Raw genomic sequence first — 18275 nt, 5'->3', positions numbered from 1 at the left:
GGGAGCGGAAGCGGGGGAGCGGCCGTGATTTGGCCGCATCCGCCCGTTCCCGGTAGTCTGGAGAACTGTGCGTGGGCTAGGTCCTGCGTGCGCGCGGGCGGCTCGCCGCCCGCACCCCACCTCTCGCCGGGCAGTCCGCCCGGCCCCTCCCGTGACGCGCATCGTGCAGCACGGCCGGGCCGGCCGGGAAGTGCAGGGGGGAGCAGCGTGCCCGACCGCCCGACCCGGGCGCGGGCAGGCGCAACGCAAGGAGTGCCGCCCGCGGTGAGAGCCGCGGCAGCACGGACCACGACGACGACTGAGAGAGAATCAGTGCCTACGATCAACCAGCTTGTCCGCAAGGGCCGGGCGGACAAGGTCAAGAAGTCCAACTCGCCCGCCCTCAAGGGCAACCCGCAGCGCCGTGGCGTCTGCACCCGTGTCTACACGACCACCCCGAAGAAGCCCAACTCCGCCCTGCGCAAGGTCGCCCGTGTGCGCCTGACCAGCGGTGTCGAGGTCACGGCCTACATCCCGGGCGTGGGTCACAACCTGCAGGAGCACTCCATCGTGCTCGTCCGCGGCGGCCGGGTGAAGGACCTCCCCGGCGTCCGCTACAAGATCATCCGCGGCTCCCTGGACACCCAGGGCGTCAAGGGCCGCAACCAGGCCCGCTCCCGCTACGGCGCCAAGAAGGAGAAGAAGTAATGCCTCGCAAGGGCCCCGCTCCCAAGCGCCCCCTCATCCAGGACCCGGTCTACGGCTCGCAGCTCGTGACCCAGCTGGTCAACAAGATCCTCGTCGACGGCAAGAAGTCCACCGCCGAGCGCATCGTCTACGGCGCCCTCGAGGGCTGCCGCGAGAAGACCGGCACCGACCCCGTGCAGACGCTCAAGCGGGCGCTGGACAACATCAAGCCCTCGCTCGAGGTCAAGTCCCGCCGCGTCGGTGGCGCCACGTACCAGGTGCCGATCGAGGTCAAGCCCGGTCGCTCCACCACCCTCGCGCTGCGCTGGATGAGCGGCTACGCCCGCCAGCGTCGTGAGAAGACCATGACCGAGCGTCTGATGAACGAGATCCTCGACGCGAGCAACGGCCTGGGTGCCGCGGTCAAGCGTCGCGAGGACACCCACAAGATGGCCGAGGCCAACAAGGCGTTCGCCCACTACCGCTGGTGAACCCCCGGGAGGGGAGGCAGCAGCCCGGTCCGCCGGTGCCGCGCCTCCCCTCCCGACCACCGGCCACCGCACCGTTACCTACGTAGTCCCACAAGAGAGAAGAGACTGTGGCACAGGACGTCCTGACGGACCTGCACAAGGTCCGCAACATCGGCATCATGGCGCACATCGATGCCGGCAAGACGACGACCACCGAGCGCATCCTGTTCTACACGGGTGTCAAGCACAAGATGGGCGAGACGCACGACGGCGCGTCGACGACCGACTGGATGGAGCAGGAGAAGGAGCGGGGGATCACCATCACCTCCGCGGCCGTCACCAGCTTCTGGAAGGGCACCCAGATCAACCTGATCGACACGCCCGGCCACGTCGATTTCACCGTCGAGGTGGAGCGCAACCTGCGCGTCCTGGACGGCGCGGTCGCCGTCTTCGACGGCAAGGAGGGTGTCGAGCCGCAGTCCGAGACGGTCTGGCGGCAGGCCGACAAGTACGGCGTGCCCCGCATGTGCTTCATCAACAAGATGGACAAGATGGGCGCCGACTTCTACTTCTCGGTGCAGACCATGGTGGACCGCCTCGGCGCCACGCCGCTGGTCATGCAGCTGCCCATCGGCTCCGAGTCCGACTTCATCGGCATGGTCGACCTCGTCTCCATGAAGGCGCTCGTCTGGCCCAAGGAGACCGCCCTGGGTGAGGACTACGAGGTCCTGGACATCCCGGCCGACCTGCAGGAGAAGGCGGACGAGTACCGCAACCTGCTCGTGGAGCGGGTCGCCGAGGCCGACGAGGAGCTGCTCGAGAAGTACCTCGGCGGCGAGGAGCTGACCGAGGACGAGATCAAGAAGGGCGTCCGCACCCTCACGCTCGCCGGCGAGGTCAACCCCGTCTTCTGCGGCACCGCGTTCAAGAACAAGGGCGTGCAGCCGCTGCTGGACGCCGTCGTCGACTACCTGCCCTCGCCCCTGGACCTGCCCCCGACCGAGGGGCTCAAGCCGGGCGACGAGGAGACGGTGATCACCCGCGCCGCGAGCACCGACGAGCCCTTCGCCGCGCTCGCCTTCAAGATCGCCACCCACCCGTTCTTCGGGACCCTGACCTACATCCGGGTCTACTCCGGTGAGATCTCGGCCGGCCAGCCGGTCATGAACGCCACCAAGGGCAAGCGCGAGCGTCTGGGCAAGCTGTTCCAGATGCACGCCAACAAGGAGAACCCGGTCGAGAAGGTCTCCGCGGGTCACATCTACGCCGTCATCGGTCTGAAGGACACCACCACGGGGGACACCCTGTGCGACATGTCGCAGCAGATCATCCTGGAGTCGATGACCTTCCCGGAGCCGGTCATCCACGTGGCGATCGAGCCCAAGACCAAGGGTGACCAGGAGAAGCTGGGCACGGCGATCCAGAAGCTGGCGCAGGAGGACCCCACCTTCACCGTCCGCCTGGACGACGAGACCGGCCAGACCGTCATCGGCGGCATGGGCGAGCTGCACCTCGACATCCTGGTCGACCGGATGAAGCGCGAGTTCAAGGTCGAGGCCAACGTGGGCGCCCCCCAGGTCGCCTACCGTGAGACGATCCGCCGTGCTGTGGACAAGTACGACTACACCCACAAGAAGCAGACGGGTGGGTCGGGCCAGTTCGCGAAGATCCAGATCAGCCTGGAGCCCATGGACACCAGCGAGGGCGAGCTCTACGCCTTCGACAACGTGGTGACCGGCGGTCGCGTGCCGAAGGAGTACATCCCCTCGGTCGACCACGGCATCCAGGACGCGATGCAGCTGGGCATCCTGGCCGGCTACCCCGTCGTGGGCGTCAAGGCGACCCTCATCGACGGCGCCTACCACGACGTCGACTCCTCGGAGATGGCGTTCAAGATCGCCGGGTCCATGGCCTTCAAGGAGGCCGCCCGCAAGGCCGACCCGGTCCTGCTGGAGCCGGTCATGGCCGTCGAGGTGCGCACGCCCGAGGACTACATGGGCGACGTCATCGGCGACCTCAACTCCCGCCGTGGGCACATCCAGGCGATGGAGGACATCAGCGGGGCCAAGATCGTCCGGGCCACCGTGCCGCTGTCGGAGATGTTCGGGTACGTTGGTGACCTCCGGTCCAAGACCCAGGGTCGCGCCAACTACACGATGCAGTTCGACTCCTACGCCGAGGTTCCCCGGAACGTGGCCGAGGAGATCATCAAGAAGGTCCGCGGCGAGTGAGCTGACCCACTCCGCCCTGACCGGCGAGTGATGGACCTGCAAGCACCACCTTTTCATCCCATAGTTGTCGTCCCGGCACCCAGCTGGCGACGATCGCACAACACCGTCCAACAGGAGGACCCCAGTGGCTAAGGCCAAGTTCGAGCGGAGCAAGCCGCACGTCAACATCGGCACGATCGGTCACATCGACCACGGCAAGACCACGCTGACGGCTGCCATCTCCAAGGTGCTGCACGACAAGTACCCGGACCTGAACGAGGCGTCGCCGTTCGACTCGATCGACAAGGCTCCCGAGGAGCGGCAGCGCGGTATCACCATCTCGATCGCGCACATCGAGTACCAGACCGAGAAGCGGCACTACGCGCACGTCGACTGCCCGGGGCACGCCGACTACGTGAAGAACATGATCACCGGTGCGGCCCAGATGGACGGCGCGATCCTCGTGGTCGCCGCCACCGACGGCCCGATGCCGCAGACCAAGGAGCACGTCCTCCTGGCCCGCCAGGTCGGCGTCCCCTACATCGTGGTGGCCCTCAACAAGGCCGACATGGTGGACGACGAGGAGATCATGGAGCTCGTCGAGATGGAGGTCCGCGAGCTGCTGACCTCCTACGAGTTCCCGGGTGACGACCTGCCGGTCGTCCGCGTCTCGGCGCTGAAGGCGCTCGAGGGCGACGAGAAGTGGGCCGCGACCGTGGCCGAGCTCATGGACACCGTGGACGAGTACATCCCGGAGCCGGAGCGCGACCTGGACAAGCCGTTCATGATGCCCGTCGAGGACGTCTTCACGATCACCGGTCGTGGCACCGTCGTCACCGGTCGCATCGAGCGCGGCATCCTCAAGGTCAACGAGGAGGTCGAGATCGTGGGTATCCGCGAGCAGTCCTCCAAGACGATCGTCACCGGCATCGAGATGTTCCGCAAGCTGCTCGACGAGGGTCGTGCGGGCGAGAACGTCGGTCTGCTGCTGCGTGGCACCAAGCGCGAGGACGTCGAGCGCGGCCAGGTCATCGTCAAGCCGGGCTCGATCACCCCGCACACGGAGTTCGAGGCCCAGTCCTACATCCTGTCCAAGGACGAGGGTGGCCGTCACACCCCGTTCTACGACAACTACCGCCCGCAGTTCTACTTCCGGACGACCGACGTCACCGGCGTCGTGCACCTCCCCGAGGGCACCGAGATGGTCATGCCGGGCGACAACACCGACATGCGCGTCGAGCTGATCCAGCCGATCGCCATGGAGGAGGGCCTGATGTTCAACATCCGCGAGGGTGGCCGCACCGTCGGCGCCGGCCGGGTCACCAAGATCCTCAAGTGATCTGACCCGCCCCGCGGCTCCCGAGGCCCCCGTCACCGATCGGTGGCGGGGGCCTCGTCGTGCCCGGGGCGACCGCAGCACCGGTGGTCCGCACCTCGATTTGGGGTGAGGCGGCCGGCCGTGGCACACTAGGGAGGTTGCTTGACGCGTGGTGCGCACCCAAGTGCGCATCGCCGGCCGTCTGGCACGCACCGCACGGTGGTGGAGGTCGTCCCGATCTCCATGGTCCGGTGGTGCGGGCGATGGCAGCGCAAGCCCCGGCCCGGACCGGGCACGGACACCGACATCGATGCGACCTCCTCGTGGGGTCGCGTCCGCGGAGGGCGCGACACGCCCGACCGCGGGGGTCGGCGCACGTGCCCAGGCCGGACCGGCCAGGAATGTTCCAGCAGGACGACGAGAGAGAGTCTGACAAGCGATGGCGGGACAGAAGATCCGCATCCGGCTTAAGTCGTACGACCACGAGGTCATCGACAGCTCGGCGCGCAAGATCGTTGACACGGTGACCCGTGCCGGAGCCACCGTGGTCGGCCCGGTGCCGCTCCCGACGGAGAAGAACGTCTTCTGCGTCATCCGGTCGCCTCACAAGTACAAGGACAGCCGCGAGCACTTCGAGATGCGCACGCACAAGCGCCTGATCGACATCGTCGACCCCACGCCCAAGGCGGTCGACTCGTTGATGCGTCTCGACCTGCCGGCGGACGTCAACATCGAGATCAAGCTGTAAGGACCAAGGACCAATGACTGCTACGACAGAGCGCAGCGTCAAGGGCATCCTCGGCGAGAAGCTCGGCATGACCCAGGTCTGGGACGAGGAGAACCGCCTCGTGCCCGTGACCGTGATCAAGGCCGGGCCGGCCGTGGTGACCCAGGTACGCAACGCTGAGACCGACGGGTACAACGCGGTCCAGATCGCCTACGGCGCCATCGACCCCCGCAAGGTCACCCAGCCGATGAAGGGCCACTTCGCCAGGGCCGGGGTCACCCCCCGTCGCCACCTGGTGGAGCTGCGCACCTCCGACGCCGCCGACTACGAGCTCGGCCAGGAGCTGACCGCGCAGACCTTCGAGAGCGGGCAGACCGTGGATGTCACGGGCACCACCAAGGGCAAGGGCTTCGCCGGTGTCATGAAGCGTCACGGCTTCTCCGGCGTCGGGGCCTCCCACGGTGCGCACCGCAACCACCGCAAGCCCGGCTCGATCGGTGGCGCGTCCACCCCGGGCCGCGTCTTCAAGGGTCTGCGCATGGCCGGCCGTATGGGCGGCGTGCGCCAGACCACCCCGAACCTGACCGTCCACGCCGTGGACGCCGAGAGGGGGCTGCTGCTCATCAAGGGTGCCGTTCCCGGCCCCCGTGGCGGCGTCGTCCTCGTGCGCACGGCCGCGAAGGGTGCGTGAGCCGCATGACCACCATCACCATCACCACGCCGTCCGGCGGTGACGCCGGGACCGTGGACCTGCCCGCCGAGATCTTCGAGGTGCAGACCAACATCCCGCTGATCCACCAGGTCGTCGTGGCCCAGCTGGCCGCGGCCCGCCAGGGTACGCACGCGACCAAGACCCGCGGCGAGGTCCGCGGCGGTGGCCGCAAGCCGTACCGCCAGAAGGGCACCGGTCGCGCCCGTCAGGGCTCGACCCGCGCGCCGCAGTTCGCCGGCGGTGGCGTCGTGCACGGCCCCCAGCCGCGCGACTACAGCCAGCGGACGCCCAAGAAGATGAAGGCCGCCGCCCTGCGCGGGGCCCTCTCGGACCGCGCGCGCCACGGCCGCATCCACGTGCTGAGCGCGCTGGTGGAGGGGGACACCCCGTCCACCCGGACCGCCTGGGCCGCGATCTCGGGTCTGTCCGGACGCCCCAACTTCCTCGTGGTCCTGGACCGCGCGGACGAGGTGGGCCTGAAGAGCCTGCGCAACCTCCCCGAGGTCCACGTGCTCTTCGCCGACCAGCTCAACACCTACGACGTGCTCTGCGCCGACGACGTGGTCTTCACCCAGGCCGCCCTCGACGCCTACGTCTCCGGCGTGAGCAAGGCTCGCCAGGCACAGGAGGAGAGCAAGTGAGCACCCCCGCCTTCAACAACCAGAAGGACCCCCGCGACATCCTGCTGTCGCCGGTCGTCTCCGAGAAGTCCTACGCGCTGCTCGACCAGGGCAAGTACACCTTCGTGGTGGACCCCCGGTCGAACAAGTCCGAGATCAAGAAGGCCGTGGAGTCGATCTTCGGCGTCAAGGTCGCCTCGGTCAGCACCCTGAACCGCTCGGGCAAGACCCGCCGGACCCGGTTCGGCACCGGCAAGCGCAAGGACACCAAGCGCGCGATCGTCACGCTGCGTGAGGGCACCATCGACATCTTCGGCACGCTCTGAGCCGGCCGAGGACGAGAAGCGAAGAGGATCTAGAGAATGGCTATCCGCAAGTACAAGCCGACGACGCCCGGGCGTCGCGGCTCCAGCGTGGCCGACTTCGTCGAGGTGACCCGCACCACCCCGGAGAAGTCGCTCGTCAAGCCGCTGTCCAAGTCCGGTGGGCGTAACGCCTCGGGCCGCATCACCACCCGCCACATCGGCGGGGGGCACAAGCGGGCCTACCGCGTCATCGACTTCCGCCGGGCCGACAAGGACGGTGTGAACGCCAAGGTCGCGCACATCGAGTACGACCCCAACCGCACCGCGCGCATCGCGCTGCTGCACTACACCGACGGCGAGAAGCGCTACATCATCGCGCCGAACAAGCTCAAGCAGGGCGACGTCATCGAGAACGGGCCGTCGGCGGACATCAAGGTCGGCAACAACCTTCCGCTGCGCAACATCCCGGTCGGTACCGTCGTCCACGCCATCGAGCTCCGTCCCGGTGGCGGGGCCAAGATCGCCCGCTCCGCCGGCGCCCGCGTCCAGCTGGTCGCCAAGGAGGGCGCGATGGCTCAGCTGCGCATGCCCTCCGGCGAGATCCGCAACGTCGACGCGCGCTGCCGCGCGACCGTCGGCGAGGTCGGCAACGCCGAGCAGAGCAACATCAACTGGGGCAAGGCCGGCCGTATGCGGTGGAAGGGCAAGCGCCCGACCGTCCGTGGTGTCGTCATGAACCCGGTCGACCACCCGCACGGTGGCGGTGAGGGCCGGACCTCCGGCGGTCGCCACCCGGTCAGCCCTGGGGTCAGCCCGAGGGTCGTACCCGTAAGCCCAACAAGCCCAGCGACAAGCTCATCGTGCGTCGTCGCCGACCGGCAAGAAGCGCTGAGCAGGGAGTTAGACAACAATGCCTCGCAGCCTGAAGAAGGGCCCGTTCGTCGACGACCACCTCGCCAAGAAGGTGGACGCGCAGAACGAGGCCGGAACCAAGAACGTCATCAAGACCTGGTCCCGCCGGTCGATGTCACCCCGACATGCTCGGCCACACCCTGGCGGTCCCACGACGGCCGCAAGCACGTCCGCGTCTTCGTGACCGAGTCGATGGTCGGTCACAAGCTCGGTGAGTTCGCTCCGACCCGCACGTTCAAGGGTCACGAGAAGGAGACAAGAAGGGTCGGCGTCGCTGATGACCACCCAGACCGAAGGAAACACCATGGAAGCCAAGGCCGTGGCGCGGTACGTCCGCGTGACGCCCCATGAAGGCCCGCCGTGTCGTGGACCCATCCGGGGCAAGTCCGTCCCGGAGGCTCAGGCGCTCATGCGGTTCGCCCCGCAGGCCGCCAGCGAGCCGTGCTGAAGGTCCTCGACAGCGCGGTCGCCAACGCCCGGTTCGCCGCCGACCAGAAACGGCACGGCGTTCGACGAGGGTTCCCTCGTCGTGACGGCCGCCTTCGTCGACGAGGCCCGACCATGAAGCGGTCCGGCCGCGCGCCCAGGGCCGCGCCAGCCGCATCAACAAGCGGACGAGCCACATCACCGTGCTCGTCGGTCCTCGTACCACCAAGGGAGGTGCCCGCTGATGGGGCAGAAGATCAACCCGAACGGCTACCGCCTGGGCATCACCACCGACCACCGCAGCCGCTGGTTCGCCGACTCCACCAAGGAGGGTCAGCGCTACCGCGACTACGTGAAGGAAGACGTCGCCATCCGCGCCCTGCTCTCCGAGGGCATGGACCGGCCGGCATCTCCAAGGTCGAGATCGAGCGCACCCGTGACCGCGTGCGGGTCGACATCCACACCGCCCGTCCGGGCTCGTCATCGGCCGGCGCGGCGCGGAGGCGGACCGCCTGCGCGGTGCGCTGGAGAAGCTCACCGGCAAGCAGGTCCAGCTCAACATCCTCGAGGTGAAGAACCCCGAGATCGACGCCCAGCTCGTCGCCCAGGGCATCGCCGAGCAGCTGGCTGCCCGCGTGACCTTCCGTCGTGCGATGCGCAAGGGGATGCAGTCCTCCATGCGCGCCGGCGCCAAGGGCATCCGGATCCAGTGCTCGGGCCGCCTGGGTGGCGCCGAGATGTCGCGCTCGGAGTTCTACCGCGAGGGCGTGTGCCGCTGCACACCCTCCGCGCGAACATCGACTACGGCTTCTACGAGGCCAAGACCACCTTCGGCCGCATCGGCGTGAAGGTCTGGATCTACAAGGGTGACCTCACCGCCAAGGAGCTCGCCCGCGAGGAGGCCGCCGCCGGCCCCGCCGGACGTGGCGACCGTGGCCGTGGCCGTGGTCCGCGCAGCGACCGCGGTGACCGCGGCGGCGAGCGTCGTGGCCGTGCGCCGCGTCGGGACGACGCGGCCAGCAGCGCCGAGGCGCCGGCAGCCCCGGCCGCCGAGGCTCCCGCCAGCAGCGAGGAGAGCATCCTGATGTTGATTCCCGTCGAGTCAAGCACCGCAAGCAGCACCACCCCGGCCGCTCCGGCATGGCCAAGGGTGGCACCACGCTCGCCTTCGGTGACTACGGCATCCAGGCCCTGGCCCCCGCCTACGTCACCAACCGGCAGATCGAGTCCGCGCGTATCGCCATGACCCGCTACATCAAGCGTGGCGGCAAGGTGTGGATCAACATCTACCCGGACCGTCCGCTGACCAAGAAGCCTGCCGAGACCCGCATGGGTTCCGGTAAGGGCTCCCCGGAGTGGTGGATCGCCAACGTCAAGCCCGGCCGCGTCCTGTTCGAGCTGTCCGGCGTGAGCGAGGACGTCGCCCGTGAGGCGCTGCGTCTGGCGATGCACAAGCTCCCCATGAAGACCCGCTTCGTCTCCCGTGAGGGTGGTGACATCTGATGGCAGTCGGTTCTGACAACCTGACGCCCGAGCAGCTGCGCGGGCTGGAGGACGGCCCCCTGGCCGATGCTCTGGCCGAGGCCAAGAAGGAGCTGTTCAACCTGCGCTTCCAGTCCGCCACCGGGCAGCTGGAGAGCCACGGCCGCCTGCGTGCGGTCAAGAAGGACATCGCGCGTATCTACACCGAGATGCGTGAGCGCGAGCTCGGCATCGGGCGCGCGGCCGCCGACGACAACGAGAAGGTGGGCTGAGCATGAGCGAGACCCCGCAGACCGCCCAGGCCGAGCAGGCCGTCGAGGCGCACGAGCCGAGCGAGTCGGCCCTGGGCCACGGCGGTGACCGCAACTACCGCAAGACCCGCCAGGGTTACGTGGTGAGCGACAAGATGGACAAGACCGTCGTCGTCGTCGTCGAGGACCGCGTCAAGCACGCGCTCTACGGCAAGGTCCTGCGCCGCAGCGAGAAGATCAAGGTGCACGACGAGCAGAACACCGCCGGCATCGGCGACCGCGTCCTGATCATGGAGACCCGCCCGCTGTCCGCGACCAAGCGGTGGCGCCTGGTGGAGATCCTCGAGAAGGCCAAGTAAGACATTCCGCACGGGGGGTCCGCCCCCCGTGGACCCCCCGAAAATCCACGACGTTCGGCCAGGCTCACGAGAGATCGTGAGAACCAGCCGGCAGTAGGAGAACGAACAGTGATCCAGCAGGAGTCGCGACTGCGCGTCGCCGACAACACCGGTGCCAAGGAGATCCTGTGCATCCGCGTGCTCGGCGGCTCGGGCCGTCGCTACGCGGGCATCGGTGACACCATCGTGGCGACCGTCAAGGACGCCATCCCCGGCGGCAACGTCAAGAAGGGCGACGTCGTCAAGGCGGTCATCGTGCGCACCAAGAAGGAGCGCCGTCGCCCCGACGGCAGCTACATCCGTTTCGACGAGAACGCCGCGGTCATCCTCAAGGCTGACGGGGACCCCCGCGGCACCCGAATCTTCGGCCCCGTGGGCCGCGAGCTGCGCGACAAGCGATTCATGAAGATCGTCTCGCTCGCGCCGGAGGTGATCTGAGCCCATGGCCCGGATGAAGATCAAGAAGAACGACCTCGTGCAGGTCATCGCCGGCAAGGACAAGGGCCTCCAGGGCCGCGTCATCGCCGTCTACACCGAGACCGGTCGGGTCCTGGTGGGGGCGTCAACCGGATCACCAAGCACACCCGTGCCGGTGGCCAGCGTGGCGTCAACACCGGTGGCATCCAGGTCCAGGAGGCCCCCATCCACGTGTCCAACGTGATGGTGGTCGACCCCGAGACCAAGAAGCCGACCCGGATCAAGACCCGCGTCGAGACCGTCGAGCGCGAGGGCCGCAACAAGACGGTGCGCACCCGCGTCGCGGTGCGCTCCGGTAAGGACCTGTGAGCATGACCGACACCATCGAGCAGACCCGCAGCGAGGGCACCAAGGTGCCCCCGCGGATGAAGACCCGTTACCGCGAGCAGATCGTGCCCGCGCTGACCTCGGAGTTCGGCTACGCCAACCCGATGCAGGTGCCCGGCCTGACCAAGATCGTGGTCAACATGGGCGTCGGTGACGCCGCCCGCGACAGCAAGCTGATCGAGGGCGCCGTCCGCGACCTGGCCACCATCACCGGCCAGAAGCCGTCGGTGACCATGGCCCGCAAGTCGATCGCGCAGTTCAAGCTGCGCGAGGGCATGCCGATCGGCGCGCACGTCACGCTGCGCGGCGACCGCATGTGGGAGTTCCTGGACCGGCTGCTGGCCCTGGCGCTGCCCCGCATCCGTGACTTCCGCGGCCTGTCGCCGCGGCAGTTCGACGGCAATGGCAACTACACCTTCGGTCTCACGGAGCAGTCGATGTTCCACGAGATCGACCAGGACAGGATCGACCGCGTCCGCGGCATGGACATCACGGTCGTCACCACCGCGAAGAACGACGACGAGGGTCGGGCGCTGCTCAAGCACCTGGGCTTCCCGTTCAAGGAGAACTGAGCCGATGGCGAAGACCGCTCTGATCAACAAGGCCAACCGCAAGCCCAAGTTCAAGGTGCGCGCCTACACCCGCTGCCAGCGGTGCGGCCGTCCCCACTCGGTCTACAAGAAGTTCGGCCTGTGCCGGATCTGCCTGCGGGAGATGGCGCACCGGGGCGAGCTCCCCGGCGTGACGAAGTCCTCCTGGTGAGCCGCGGCCGGACCGCAGCGCACCGCATACCTCTGTTCGACCAGCCTCGACCAACCTTGAACATCGAAGGTCGCCCGCACCGGCAGCACGCCGGCACCGGGGGAAACCGCGATGAGAAAGGGCATGAAGCCCCATGACCATGACCGACCCGATCGCGGACATGCTGACCCGGATCCGGAACGCCAACTCGGCGCACAAGGACCAGGTTTCCATGCCGTACTCCAAGCTCAAGGCGACCATCGCCGACATCCTCAAGGCCGAGGGCTACATCGCCTCCTGGTCCTCCGAGGACGCGGAGGTCGGCAAGACGCTGACCATCGAGCTCAAGTACGGCCCGAACCGTGAGCGTTCCATCGCGGGGGTGCGCCGGGTGTCCAAGCCCGGTCTGCGCGTCTACGCGAAGTCCACCAACCTGCCCCGCGTGCTGGGCGGCCTGGGCGTGGCGATCATCTCCACGTCCTCCGGCCTGCTCACCGACCGTCAGGCAGCCCAGCAGGGCGTCGGCGGCGAAGTGCTCGCCTACGTCTGGTGACCTGAGGAAGGAGAAAGAACACAATGTCTCGTATCGGACGACTTCCCGTCACCATCCCCTCCGGGGTCGACGTCGCCATCGACGGCTCGAACCTGACCGTGAAGGGCCCCAAGGGTGAGCTCGCGCTCGACGTGGTCGAGCCCATCACCGTCGCCCGGGGTGAGGACGGCAGCATCGAGGTGTCCCGGCCGAACGACGAGCGGGACTCCCGCTCGCGGCACGGCCTCACCCGCAGCCTGATCGCCAACATGGTCGAGGGTGTGACCAACGGTTACACCAAGAAGCTCGAGATCCACGGCACCGGTTACCGCGTGGTGGCCAAGGGCAGCGACCTGGAGTTCGCGCTCGGCTACAGCCACCCGATCCTCATCAAGGCCCCGGAGGGCATCACCTTCCAGGTCGAGAACCCCACCCGGTTCTCGGTCACGGGCATCGACAAGCAGCTGGTCGGCGAGGTGGCGGCGAACATCCGCAAGCTCCGCAAGCCCGACCCGTACAAGGGCAAGGGTGTGCGCTACGAGGGCGAGCACATCCGCCGCAAGGTCGGAAAGGCTGGTAAGTAAGCCATGGCACAGATCATCAAGCGCTCCAAGACCAAGGGTGCGGCCCGTTCCCGGCGCCACGCCCGCCTGCGCAAGCGGATCACCGGGACGGCCGAGCGTCCGCGCATCGTCGTCAACCGGTCCTCGCGCCACGTCTTCGTCCAGATGGTCGACGACACCCGGAGCACCACGATCGCGTCCGCGTCCACCATGGAGGCCGACCTGCGCTCGCTCGAGGGTGACAAGACCGCCAAGGCCCGGCGGGTCGGCGAGCTGCTCGCCGAGCGCGCCAAGGCCCTGGGCGTCGAGTCCGCCGTGTTCGACCGGGGTGGCAACCGCTACGCCGGCCGTGTGGCCGCGATCGCGGAGGGCGCCCGCGAGGGCGGCCTGTCGCTCTGACCCCGACAGACAAAGGAAAGAGGAACCTTCCTATGGCTGGTGACTTCCAGCGCCGCGGCTCCGGTGACAGCAGCACCGGTGACGCCCGCGACAACCGTCGGGGCAACCGCGACAACCGTGACAACCGCGACCGCCGTGGCGGCCGCGAGGACGACCGCAACCAGTACCTGGAGCGGGTCGTCACCATCAACCGCGTGGCCAAGGTCGTCAAGGGTGGCCGCCGCTTCAGCTTCACCGCGCTCGTCGTGGTGGGCGACGGCGACGGCACCGTGGGCGTCGGCTACGGCAAGGCCAAGGAGGTGCCCGCCGCCATCGCCAAGGGCGTGGAGGAGGCGAAGAAGAACTTCTTCCGCGTCCCCCGCATCGGCGGCACCATCCCTCACCCCATCCAGGGTGAGGCGGCGGCCGGTGTCGTGCTCCTGAAGCCGGCCAGCCCCGGTACCGGTGTCATCGCCGGTGGTCCGGTGCGCGCCGTCCTGGAGTGCGCGGGCGTCCACGACGTGCTGAGCAAGTCGCTCGGCTCGGACAACTCGATCAACATCGTCCACGCCACCGTGGCCGCCCTCAAGGGTCTGGAGCAGCCGGAGGCCGTCGCCGCCCGCCGCGGCAAGTCCGTGGAGGACGTGGCCCCCGCCGCGATGCTTCGCGCCCGCGCCACCGCGGCCGCCGAGGCGAAGGCAGGTGCCTGATGGCCAAGCTGAAGGTGACCCAGATCAAGTCCACCGTCGGTACCAAGCACATGCACCGCGAGACCGTGCGGAGCCTGGGCCTGAAGCGCATCGGTGACACCGTCATCAAGGAGGACCGCCCCGAGTTTCGCGGGATGGTCCGTACGGTCGCCCACCTGGTGACCGTGGAGGAGGTCGACTGACATGTCCGATTCCAAGGCGCGCGAGCACGCGCTGAAGGTCCACCACCTGCGTCCTGCCCCCGGGGCCAAGACCGCCAAGACCCGCGTGGGTCGTGGTGAGGGCTCCAAGGGCAAGAGCGCGGGGCGTGGCACGAAGGGCACGAAGGCCCGCTACCAGGTCCCCGCGACCTTCGAGGGCGGCCAGACCCCGATGCACATGCGGCTGCCCAAGCTGCGTGGCTTCAAGAACCCGTTCAAGGTGACCTACCAGGTCGTCAACCTCGACACCCTGTCGACCCTCTTCCCCGAGGGCGGCACCGTGGGTGTGGAGGACCTGGTGGCCAGGGGCGCGGTCCGTAAGGGCCAGCCGGTCAAGGTCCTGGGCAACGGCGAGATCTCCGTCAAGGTCGACGTCACCGCCACCCGCTTCTCGAGCTCCGCCAAGGAGAAGATCGAGGCGGCGGGCGGCACCGTCACCGAGGCCTGAGCGGCCTCACGCCTCACGCACCGCCGTCAGGCCCCGGGTCGCGCACGCGGCCCGGGGCCTGACGCGTGCCAGCGGTACTCCCGCACCCGTCCGGGGTCGGCCCTTCGCCGGCCGCAGCCCCGGGTGTTATCGTCATCCGGATCGATGCCCGCTCCTCGTCGCGCGGCGCCCGCCCTCGCGCGGGGCCGCCGGGCCAGGGGACCCACAGGAGGACCTGCATGCTCTCCGCCTTCGTGCGTGCGTTCAAGACGCCCGATCTTCGCAAGAAGATCCTCTTCACGCTCGCGATCATGGCGATCTACCGGTTCGGGACGCACGTCCCGTCCCCCGGCGTCGACTACCAGCTCGTCCAGCAGTGCCTGGACAACGCCGAGCTGTCCGGCAACGTGCTGGGCATGATCAACCTCTTCTCCGGCGGGGCGATGGTCCAGCTGTCGGTGTTCGCGCTGGGGATCATGCCCTACATCACGGCCGCGATCATCGTGCAGTTGCTGACCGTCGTCATCCCGCGCTTCGAGCAGCTGAAGAAGGAGGGGCAGGCCGGGCAGACGAAGATGACGCAGTACACGCGCTACCTCACCATCGGCCTGGCGGTCCTGCAGGCCTCGACGCTGGTGACGATCGCGCGCGAGCCCGCGCGGCTGTTCGGCGGCACCTGCGCCACGGTCATGCCGGACGACAGCTGGCCGCACCTGGTCCTCATGGTCCTCACCATGACCGCCGGCACGGGCCTGATCATGTGGCTCGGCGAGCTGATCACCGAGAAGGGTGTCGGCAACGGTATGTCGCTGCTCATCTTCGTCTCGATCGCCGCAAGCTTCCCGGCGGCCCTGAGCCAGATCTACTCCCGCTCGGTCACCACCTTCGTGCTGGTGATGCTGCTGGGCCTGGCCGTCATGACCCTCGTCGTCTACGTGGAGCAGTGCCAGCGGCGCATCCCGGTGCAGTACGCCAAGCGGATGATCGGCCGCCGCCAGTACGGCGGGACCTCGACCTACATCCCGCTCAAGCTCAACATGGCCAACGTCATCCCGATCATCTTCGCCAGCTCGATCCTCCTGCTTCCCTCGCTGGTGGCCAACTTCAACCGGCCGACGCAGACGGGCGAGGTGGCGCCCGGCTGGGTGACCTTCATCGACCGCTACCTGTCGATGGGGCTGAGCGGGCAGGGGACCCACTGGGTCTACATGCTGGTCTACACCGTCCTCATCATCTTCTTCGCCTTCTTCTACACCTCGGTGACGTTCAACCCGACGGAGGTGGCGGACAACATGAAGCGGTACGGCGGTTTCATCCCCGGCATCCGGGCGGGCCGCCCGACGGCGGAGTACCTGGAGTACGTCATCAACCGGATCACCACCCCGGGCTCGCTCTACCTGGCCGGGCTGGCGCTCATCCCGCTCATCGCCTTCAACGCCCTGCAGGTTGCAGACTTCCCGCTCGGCGGGGCGTCGATCATCATCATCGTCGGCGTCGGTCTGCAGACGGTCAAGCAGATCGAGTCCCAGCTCCAGCAGCACGACTACGAAGGGTTCCTCCGCTGATGCGACTGATTCTTCTCGGTCCCCCCGGTGCCGGCAAGGGCACGCAGGCCGCCCTCGTCTCCGCGGCCCACGGGGTCCCCGCGATCTCCACGGGCGACATCTTCCGGGCCAACATCAAGGGCCAGACCCCCCTGGGTCTGCGCGTCAAGGAGATCACCGCCACCGGCGGCTACGTCCCGGACGAGATCACCAACGCGATCGTGCGGGACCGGCTGGCCCAGGACGACGCCGCGGCGGGCTTCCTGCTGGACGGCTACCCGCGGACCACCGGCCAGGTCGAGGCGCTCGACGAGATGCTCGGCGACACCGGGCACGCCCTCGACGCGGTCATCGAGCTGACGGTCGACACCGACGAGGTGGTCCAGCGCCTGCTCGCCCGCGCCCAGGAGCAGGGTCGGGCCGACGACACCGAGGACGTCATCCGCGAGCGGATGCGCCTCTACGCGGAGGAGACCGCGCCGCTGGCCGCCGTCTACGCCGACCGCGGCCTGCTGCACCGGGTCGACGGTATGGGGTCGGTCGAGGACGTCACCGCCCGGATCGCGGCGGTGCTGGACGTCGCCCCGGGTGACGCCTCCGGCTCGCGCTGAGCGACGGGCGAGGCACTCCCATGTCGATCTTCCGTCGCGGCCCGCGGATCGAGGCCAAGACCGACGAGCAGCTGATCGCCATGCGGCGCGCGGGGCTCGTCGTGGCCGACACCCTGGCGCTGGCCCGGGCGGAGGCCGTGCCCGGTCGCACCACCCGCGAGCTCGACGCGCTCGCGGAGGACGCGATCCGCAGCGCCGGGGCCACGCCCAGCTTCCTGGGCTACCACGGCTTCTCCGGGAGCCTGTGCATCTCCGTCAACGACGAGGTGGTGCACGGGGTGCCGGGGGACCGGGTCCTGCAGCCCGGCGACCTGGTGTCGATCGACTGCGGTGCCATCGTGCAGGGGTGGCACGGGGACGCCGCCATCACCCTCGTCGTCGGCGGCCGCGAGCACGGCAGCGCCGCGGATCTCGCCCTCATGGACGACACCGAGGTCTCGCTGTGGGACGGGCTGGCCGCGCTGCGGGCCGGTGGCCGGCTCTACGCCGTGGGGGAGGCCGTGGAGGCCTCGGTCGACGCGGCGCTGGAGCGTCGTCGTCGGGAGGCGGTGCCGGGGGTGGAGGAGTACGGCATCCTCGAGGAGTTCGTGGGGCACGGCATCGGGCGGGAGATGCACATGGACCCGCACGTCCCGAACTACGCCGTCAGCTCCCGGGGGCCGGAGGTGCCCGGCGGCGCGACCTTCGCGGTGGAGCCGATGGTGACCCTGGGGACCATCGAGACCCGCACGCTGGACGACGACTGGACCGTGGTCACCACCGACGGCAGCCACGCAGCCCACTGGGAGCACACCGTCGCGGTCACCGAGCGCGGACTGTGGGTCCTCACCGCCCACGACGGCGGCCAGGAGCAGCTGCGCGCCCGCGGGGTGTACGTCGCGCCGCTCGCCGACTGAAGGCCGCCGGGCGCGATTGGCGTCCCGGGTTGATCCTCGCGTAGGATGGTGCGTCGGCCCACGTGGGCCGATAGCAGTGCAGTCACGCGAAAAGTGGAGGACATGGCGAAGAAGGACGGCGTCATTGAGATCGAGGGCACGATTGTCGAAGCCCTTCCGAACGCAAACTTCCGGGTCGAGCTCACCAACGGTCACGTGGTGCTCGCTCACATCTCGGGAAAGATGCGTCAGCACTACATCCGGATCCTCCCCGAGGACCGGGTCGTCGTGGAGCTCAGCCCGTACGACCTGACCCGCGGACGTATCGTCTTCCGCTACCGCTGACCGTGGCCCCCCGGGGCCGCACGCACGCACCACCCCCCACAGATCGAT

24 protein-coding genes and 5 pseudogenes are annotated in these 18275 nt (G+C 68.5%); all 29 read left to right on the top strand.

The window, feature by feature from the left end:
• The first annotated feature begins 312 nt into the window (after nt 1-312).
• The 29 genes and pseudogenes from rpsL to infA all read left to right on the top strand — a co-directional run bounded on the left by rpsL (nt 313) and on the right by infA (nt 18227).
• The gene (rpsL, locus tag E3Z34_RS13265) at nt 313-687 is read left to right on the top strand and encodes a 30S ribosomal protein S12 (protein ID WP_134773987.1); all 375 of its coding nucleotides are present in this window, start codon (nt 313-315) and stop codon (nt 685-687) included.
• Nucleotides 687-1157: a 30S ribosomal protein S7 gene (gene rpsG / locus E3Z34_RS13260; RefSeq protein WP_134773986.1), complete on the top strand. Its 471-nt coding sequence runs from the start codon at nt 687-689 to the stop codon at nt 1155-1157. The genes rpsL and rpsG overlap by 1 nt, the downstream gene beginning before the upstream one ends.
• Nucleotides 1158-1264: 107 nt before the next feature.
• Entirely contained in the window at nt 1265-3367 is a 2103-nt protein-coding gene (gene fusA, locus E3Z34_RS13255; protein ID WP_134773985.1) for an elongation factor G, read from the top strand.
• Between the two features lie 124 nt (nt 3368-3491).
• The gene (gene tuf, locus E3Z34_RS13250; protein WP_134773984.1) at nt 3492-4685 is read left to right on the top strand and encodes an elongation factor Tu; all 1194 of its coding nucleotides are present in this window, start codon (nt 3492-3494) and stop codon (nt 4683-4685) included.
• 418 nt (nt 4686-5103) lie between these two features.
• A complete protein-coding gene (rpsJ, locus tag E3Z34_RS13245; RefSeq protein ID WP_006946210.1) occupies nt 5104-5412 on the top strand; it encodes a 30S ribosomal protein S10 in 309 nt (102 codons plus the stop codon).
• Nucleotides 5413-5425: 13 nt separating this feature from the next.
• The gene (gene rplC, locus E3Z34_RS13240) at nt 5426-6082 is read left to right on the top strand and encodes a 50S ribosomal protein L3 (protein WP_194092412.1); all 657 of its coding nucleotides are present in this window, start codon (nt 5426-5428) and stop codon (nt 6080-6082) included.
• A 5-nt stretch (nt 6083-6087) separates the two neighbouring features.
• A complete protein-coding gene (gene rplD, locus E3Z34_RS13235; protein WP_134773983.1) occupies nt 6088-6744 on the top strand; it encodes a 50S ribosomal protein L4, sunset domain variant in 657 nt (218 codons plus the stop codon).
• Nucleotides 6741-7049 (top strand): 50S ribosomal protein L23, encoded by a 309-nt coding sequence (gene rplW / locus E3Z34_RS13230; RefSeq protein WP_134773982.1) that lies wholly within the window; start codon nt 6741-6743, stop codon nt 7047-7049. Before rplD ends, rplW begins: the two co-directional genes overlap by 4 nt.
• A 36-nt stretch (nt 7050-7085) precedes the next feature.
• Nucleotides 7086-7954: pseudogene (rplB, locus tag E3Z34_RS13225) on the top strand (50S ribosomal protein L2).
• Nucleotides 7939-8218: pseudogene (gene rpsS, locus E3Z34_RS13220) on the top strand (30S ribosomal protein S19). Before rplB ends, rpsS begins: the two co-directional pseudogenes overlap by 16 nt.
• Nucleotides 8219-8244: 26 nt before the next feature.
• A pseudogene (gene rplV, locus E3Z34_RS18275) lies at nt 8245-8611 on the top strand (50S ribosomal protein L22).
• Nucleotides 8612-8848: 237 nt separating this feature from the next.
• Nucleotides 8849-9612 (top strand): annotated as a pseudogene (gene rpsC / locus E3Z34_RS13210) (30S ribosomal protein S3).
• Nucleotides 9507-9869, top strand: coding sequence for a 50S ribosomal protein L16 (rplP, locus tag E3Z34_RS13205; protein WP_238695173.1), 363 nt, complete (start codon nt 9507-9509; stop codon nt 9867-9869). Before rpsC ends, rplP begins: the two are co-directional and overlap by 106 nt.
• Entirely contained in the window at nt 9869-10120 is a 252-nt protein-coding gene (gene rpmC / locus E3Z34_RS13200; protein ID WP_134773981.1) for a 50S ribosomal protein L29, read from the top strand. The genes rplP and rpmC overlap by 1 nt, the downstream gene beginning before the upstream one ends.
• 2 nt (nt 10121-10122) lie before the next feature.
• Entirely contained in the window at nt 10123-10458 is a 336-nt protein-coding gene (gene rpsQ, locus E3Z34_RS19530; RefSeq protein ID WP_275106661.1) for a 30S ribosomal protein S17, read from the top strand.
• 108 nt (nt 10459-10566) lie between these two features.
• Entirely contained in the window at nt 10567-10935 is a 369-nt protein-coding gene (rplN, locus tag E3Z34_RS13190; protein ID WP_134773980.1) for a 50S ribosomal protein L14, read from the top strand.
• A gap of 4 nt (nt 10936-10939) precedes the next feature.
• Nucleotides 10940-11283 (top strand): annotated as a pseudogene (gene rplX / locus E3Z34_RS13185) (50S ribosomal protein L24).
• A 2-nt stretch (nt 11284-11285) separates the two neighbouring features.
• On the top strand, nt 11286-11873 hold the full coding sequence (rplE, locus tag E3Z34_RS13180) for a 50S ribosomal protein L5 (protein ID WP_134773979.1): 588 nt from the start codon (nt 11286-11288) through the stop codon (nt 11871-11873).
• A 4-nt stretch (nt 11874-11877) separates the two neighbouring features.
• Nucleotides 11878-12063, top strand: a complete 186-nt coding sequence (locus E3Z34_RS13175) for a type Z 30S ribosomal protein S14 (protein WP_134773978.1) — start codon at nt 11878-11880, stop codon at nt 12061-12063.
• A 133-nt stretch (nt 12064-12196) separates the two neighbouring features.
• Nucleotides 12197-12595, top strand: coding sequence for a 30S ribosomal protein S8 (gene rpsH / locus E3Z34_RS13170; RefSeq protein ID WP_134773977.1), 399 nt, complete (start codon nt 12197-12199; stop codon nt 12593-12595).
• Between the two features lie 23 nt (nt 12596-12618).
• Nucleotides 12619-13158 (top strand): 50S ribosomal protein L6, encoded by a 540-nt coding sequence (gene rplF, locus E3Z34_RS13165; RefSeq protein ID WP_134773976.1) that lies wholly within the window; start codon nt 12619-12621, stop codon nt 13156-13158.
• A gap of 3 nt (nt 13159-13161) precedes the next feature.
• Nucleotides 13162-13536, top strand: a complete 375-nt coding sequence (rplR, locus tag E3Z34_RS13160; protein WP_134773975.1) for a 50S ribosomal protein L18 — start codon at nt 13162-13164, stop codon at nt 13534-13536.
• A 32-nt stretch (nt 13537-13568) separates the two neighbouring features.
• Entirely contained in the window at nt 13569-14225 is a 657-nt protein-coding gene (gene rpsE / locus E3Z34_RS13155) for a 30S ribosomal protein S5 (RefSeq protein WP_134773974.1), read from the top strand.
• A complete protein-coding gene (gene rpmD / locus E3Z34_RS13150) occupies nt 14225-14407 on the top strand; it encodes a 50S ribosomal protein L30 (RefSeq protein WP_131105548.1) in 183 nt (60 codons plus the stop codon). Before rpsE ends, rpmD begins: the two co-directional genes overlap by 1 nt.
• Before the next feature lies 1 nt (nt 14408).
• The gene (gene rplO, locus E3Z34_RS13145) at nt 14409-14873 is read left to right on the top strand and encodes a 50S ribosomal protein L15 (RefSeq protein WP_134773973.1); all 465 of its coding nucleotides are present in this window, start codon (nt 14409-14411) and stop codon (nt 14871-14873) included.
• A gap of 218 nt (nt 14874-15091) precedes the next feature.
• Nucleotides 15092-16417: a preprotein translocase subunit SecY gene (gene secY, locus E3Z34_RS13140; protein ID WP_134773972.1), complete on the top strand. Its 1326-nt coding sequence runs from the start codon at nt 15092-15094 to the stop codon at nt 16415-16417.
• Complete coding sequence (locus E3Z34_RS13135; protein WP_134773971.1) at nt 16417-17007, top strand: adenylate kinase; 591 nt, start codon at nt 16417-16419, stop codon at nt 17005-17007. Before secY ends, E3Z34_RS13135 begins: the two co-directional genes overlap by 1 nt.
• A 20-nt stretch (nt 17008-17027) precedes the next feature.
• Nucleotides 17028-17903 carry a type I methionyl aminopeptidase gene (gene map, locus E3Z34_RS13130; RefSeq protein WP_134773970.1) on the top strand — a complete coding sequence of 292 codons (876 nt, stop codon included), beginning with the start codon at nt 17028-17030 and terminating at the stop codon, nt 17901-17903.
• Nucleotides 17904-18005: 102 nt separating this feature from the next.
• Nucleotides 18006-18227 (top strand): translation initiation factor IF-1, encoded by a 222-nt coding sequence (infA, locus tag E3Z34_RS13125; RefSeq protein ID WP_134773969.1) that lies wholly within the window; start codon nt 18006-18008, stop codon nt 18225-18227.
• Nucleotides 18228-18275 lie beyond the last annotated feature (48 nt).

This window comes from Ornithinimicrobium flavum, assembly GCF_004526345.1.
In the GTDB taxonomy this organism is placed as follows: domain Bacteria; phylum Actinomycetota; class Actinomycetes; order Actinomycetales; family Dermatophilaceae; genus Ornithinicoccus; species Ornithinicoccus flavus.
This window is presented reverse-complemented; position numbering and strand designations above follow the sequence as displayed.

Coding starts and splice junctions, on each gene's coding strand:
- rpmD (WP_131105548.1), top strand. CDS start 14,225: ATGGCCAAGCTGAAGGTGACCCAGATCAAGTCCACCGTCGGTACCAAG.
- secY (WP_134773972.1), top strand. CDS start 15,092: ATGCTCTCCGCCTTCGTGCGTGCGTTCAAGACGCCCGATCTTCGCAAG.
- rplR (WP_134773975.1), top strand. CDS start 13,162: ATGGCACAGATCATCAAGCGCTCCAAGACCAAGGGTGCGGCCCGTTCC.
- rplD (WP_134773983.1), top strand. CDS start 6,088: ATGACCACCATCACCATCACCACGCCGTCCGGCGGTGACGCCGGGACC.
- rpsQ (WP_275106661.1), top strand. CDS start 10,123: ATGAGCGAGACCCCGCAGACCGCCCAGGCCGAGCAGGCCGTCGAGGCG.
- rpsJ (WP_006946210.1), top strand. CDS start 5,104: ATGGCGGGACAGAAGATCCGCATCCGGCTTAAGTCGTACGACCACGAG.
- rplO (WP_134773973.1), top strand. CDS start 14,409: ATGTCCGATTCCAAGGCGCGCGAGCACGCGCTGAAGGTCCACCACCTG.
- rplE (WP_134773979.1), top strand. CDS start 11,286: ATGACCGACACCATCGAGCAGACCCGCAGCGAGGGCACCAAGGTGCCC.
- infA (WP_134773969.1), top strand. CDS start 18,006: ATGGCGAAGAAGGACGGCGTCATTGAGATCGAGGGCACGATTGTCGAA.
- E3Z34_RS13175 (WP_134773978.1), top strand. CDS start 11,878: ATGGCGAAGACCGCTCTGATCAACAAGGCCAACCGCAAGCCCAAGTTC.
- rplP (WP_238695173.1), top strand. CDS start 9,507: ATGGCCAAGGGTGGCACCACGCTCGCCTTCGGTGACTACGGCATCCAG.
- rplF (WP_134773976.1), top strand. CDS start 12,619: ATGTCTCGTATCGGACGACTTCCCGTCACCATCCCCTCCGGGGTCGAC.
- rpsE (WP_134773974.1), top strand. CDS start 13,569: ATGGCTGGTGACTTCCAGCGCCGCGGCTCCGGTGACAGCAGCACCGGT.
- rpsG (WP_134773986.1), top strand. CDS start 687: ATGCCTCGCAAGGGCCCCGCTCCCAAGCGCCCCCTCATCCAGGACCCG.
- map (WP_134773970.1), top strand. CDS start 17,028: ATGTCGATCTTCCGTCGCGGCCCGCGGATCGAGGCCAAGACCGACGAG.
- E3Z34_RS13135 (WP_134773971.1), top strand. CDS start 16,417: ATGCGACTGATTCTTCTCGGTCCCCCCGGTGCCGGCAAGGGCACGCAG.
- rpmC (WP_134773981.1), top strand. CDS start 9,869: ATGGCAGTCGGTTCTGACAACCTGACGCCCGAGCAGCTGCGCGGGCTG.
- rpsH (WP_134773977.1), top strand. CDS start 12,197: ATGACCATGACCGACCCGATCGCGGACATGCTGACCCGGATCCGGAAC.
- rplC (WP_194092412.1), top strand. CDS start 5,426: ATGACTGCTACGACAGAGCGCAGCGTCAAGGGCATCCTCGGCGAGAAG.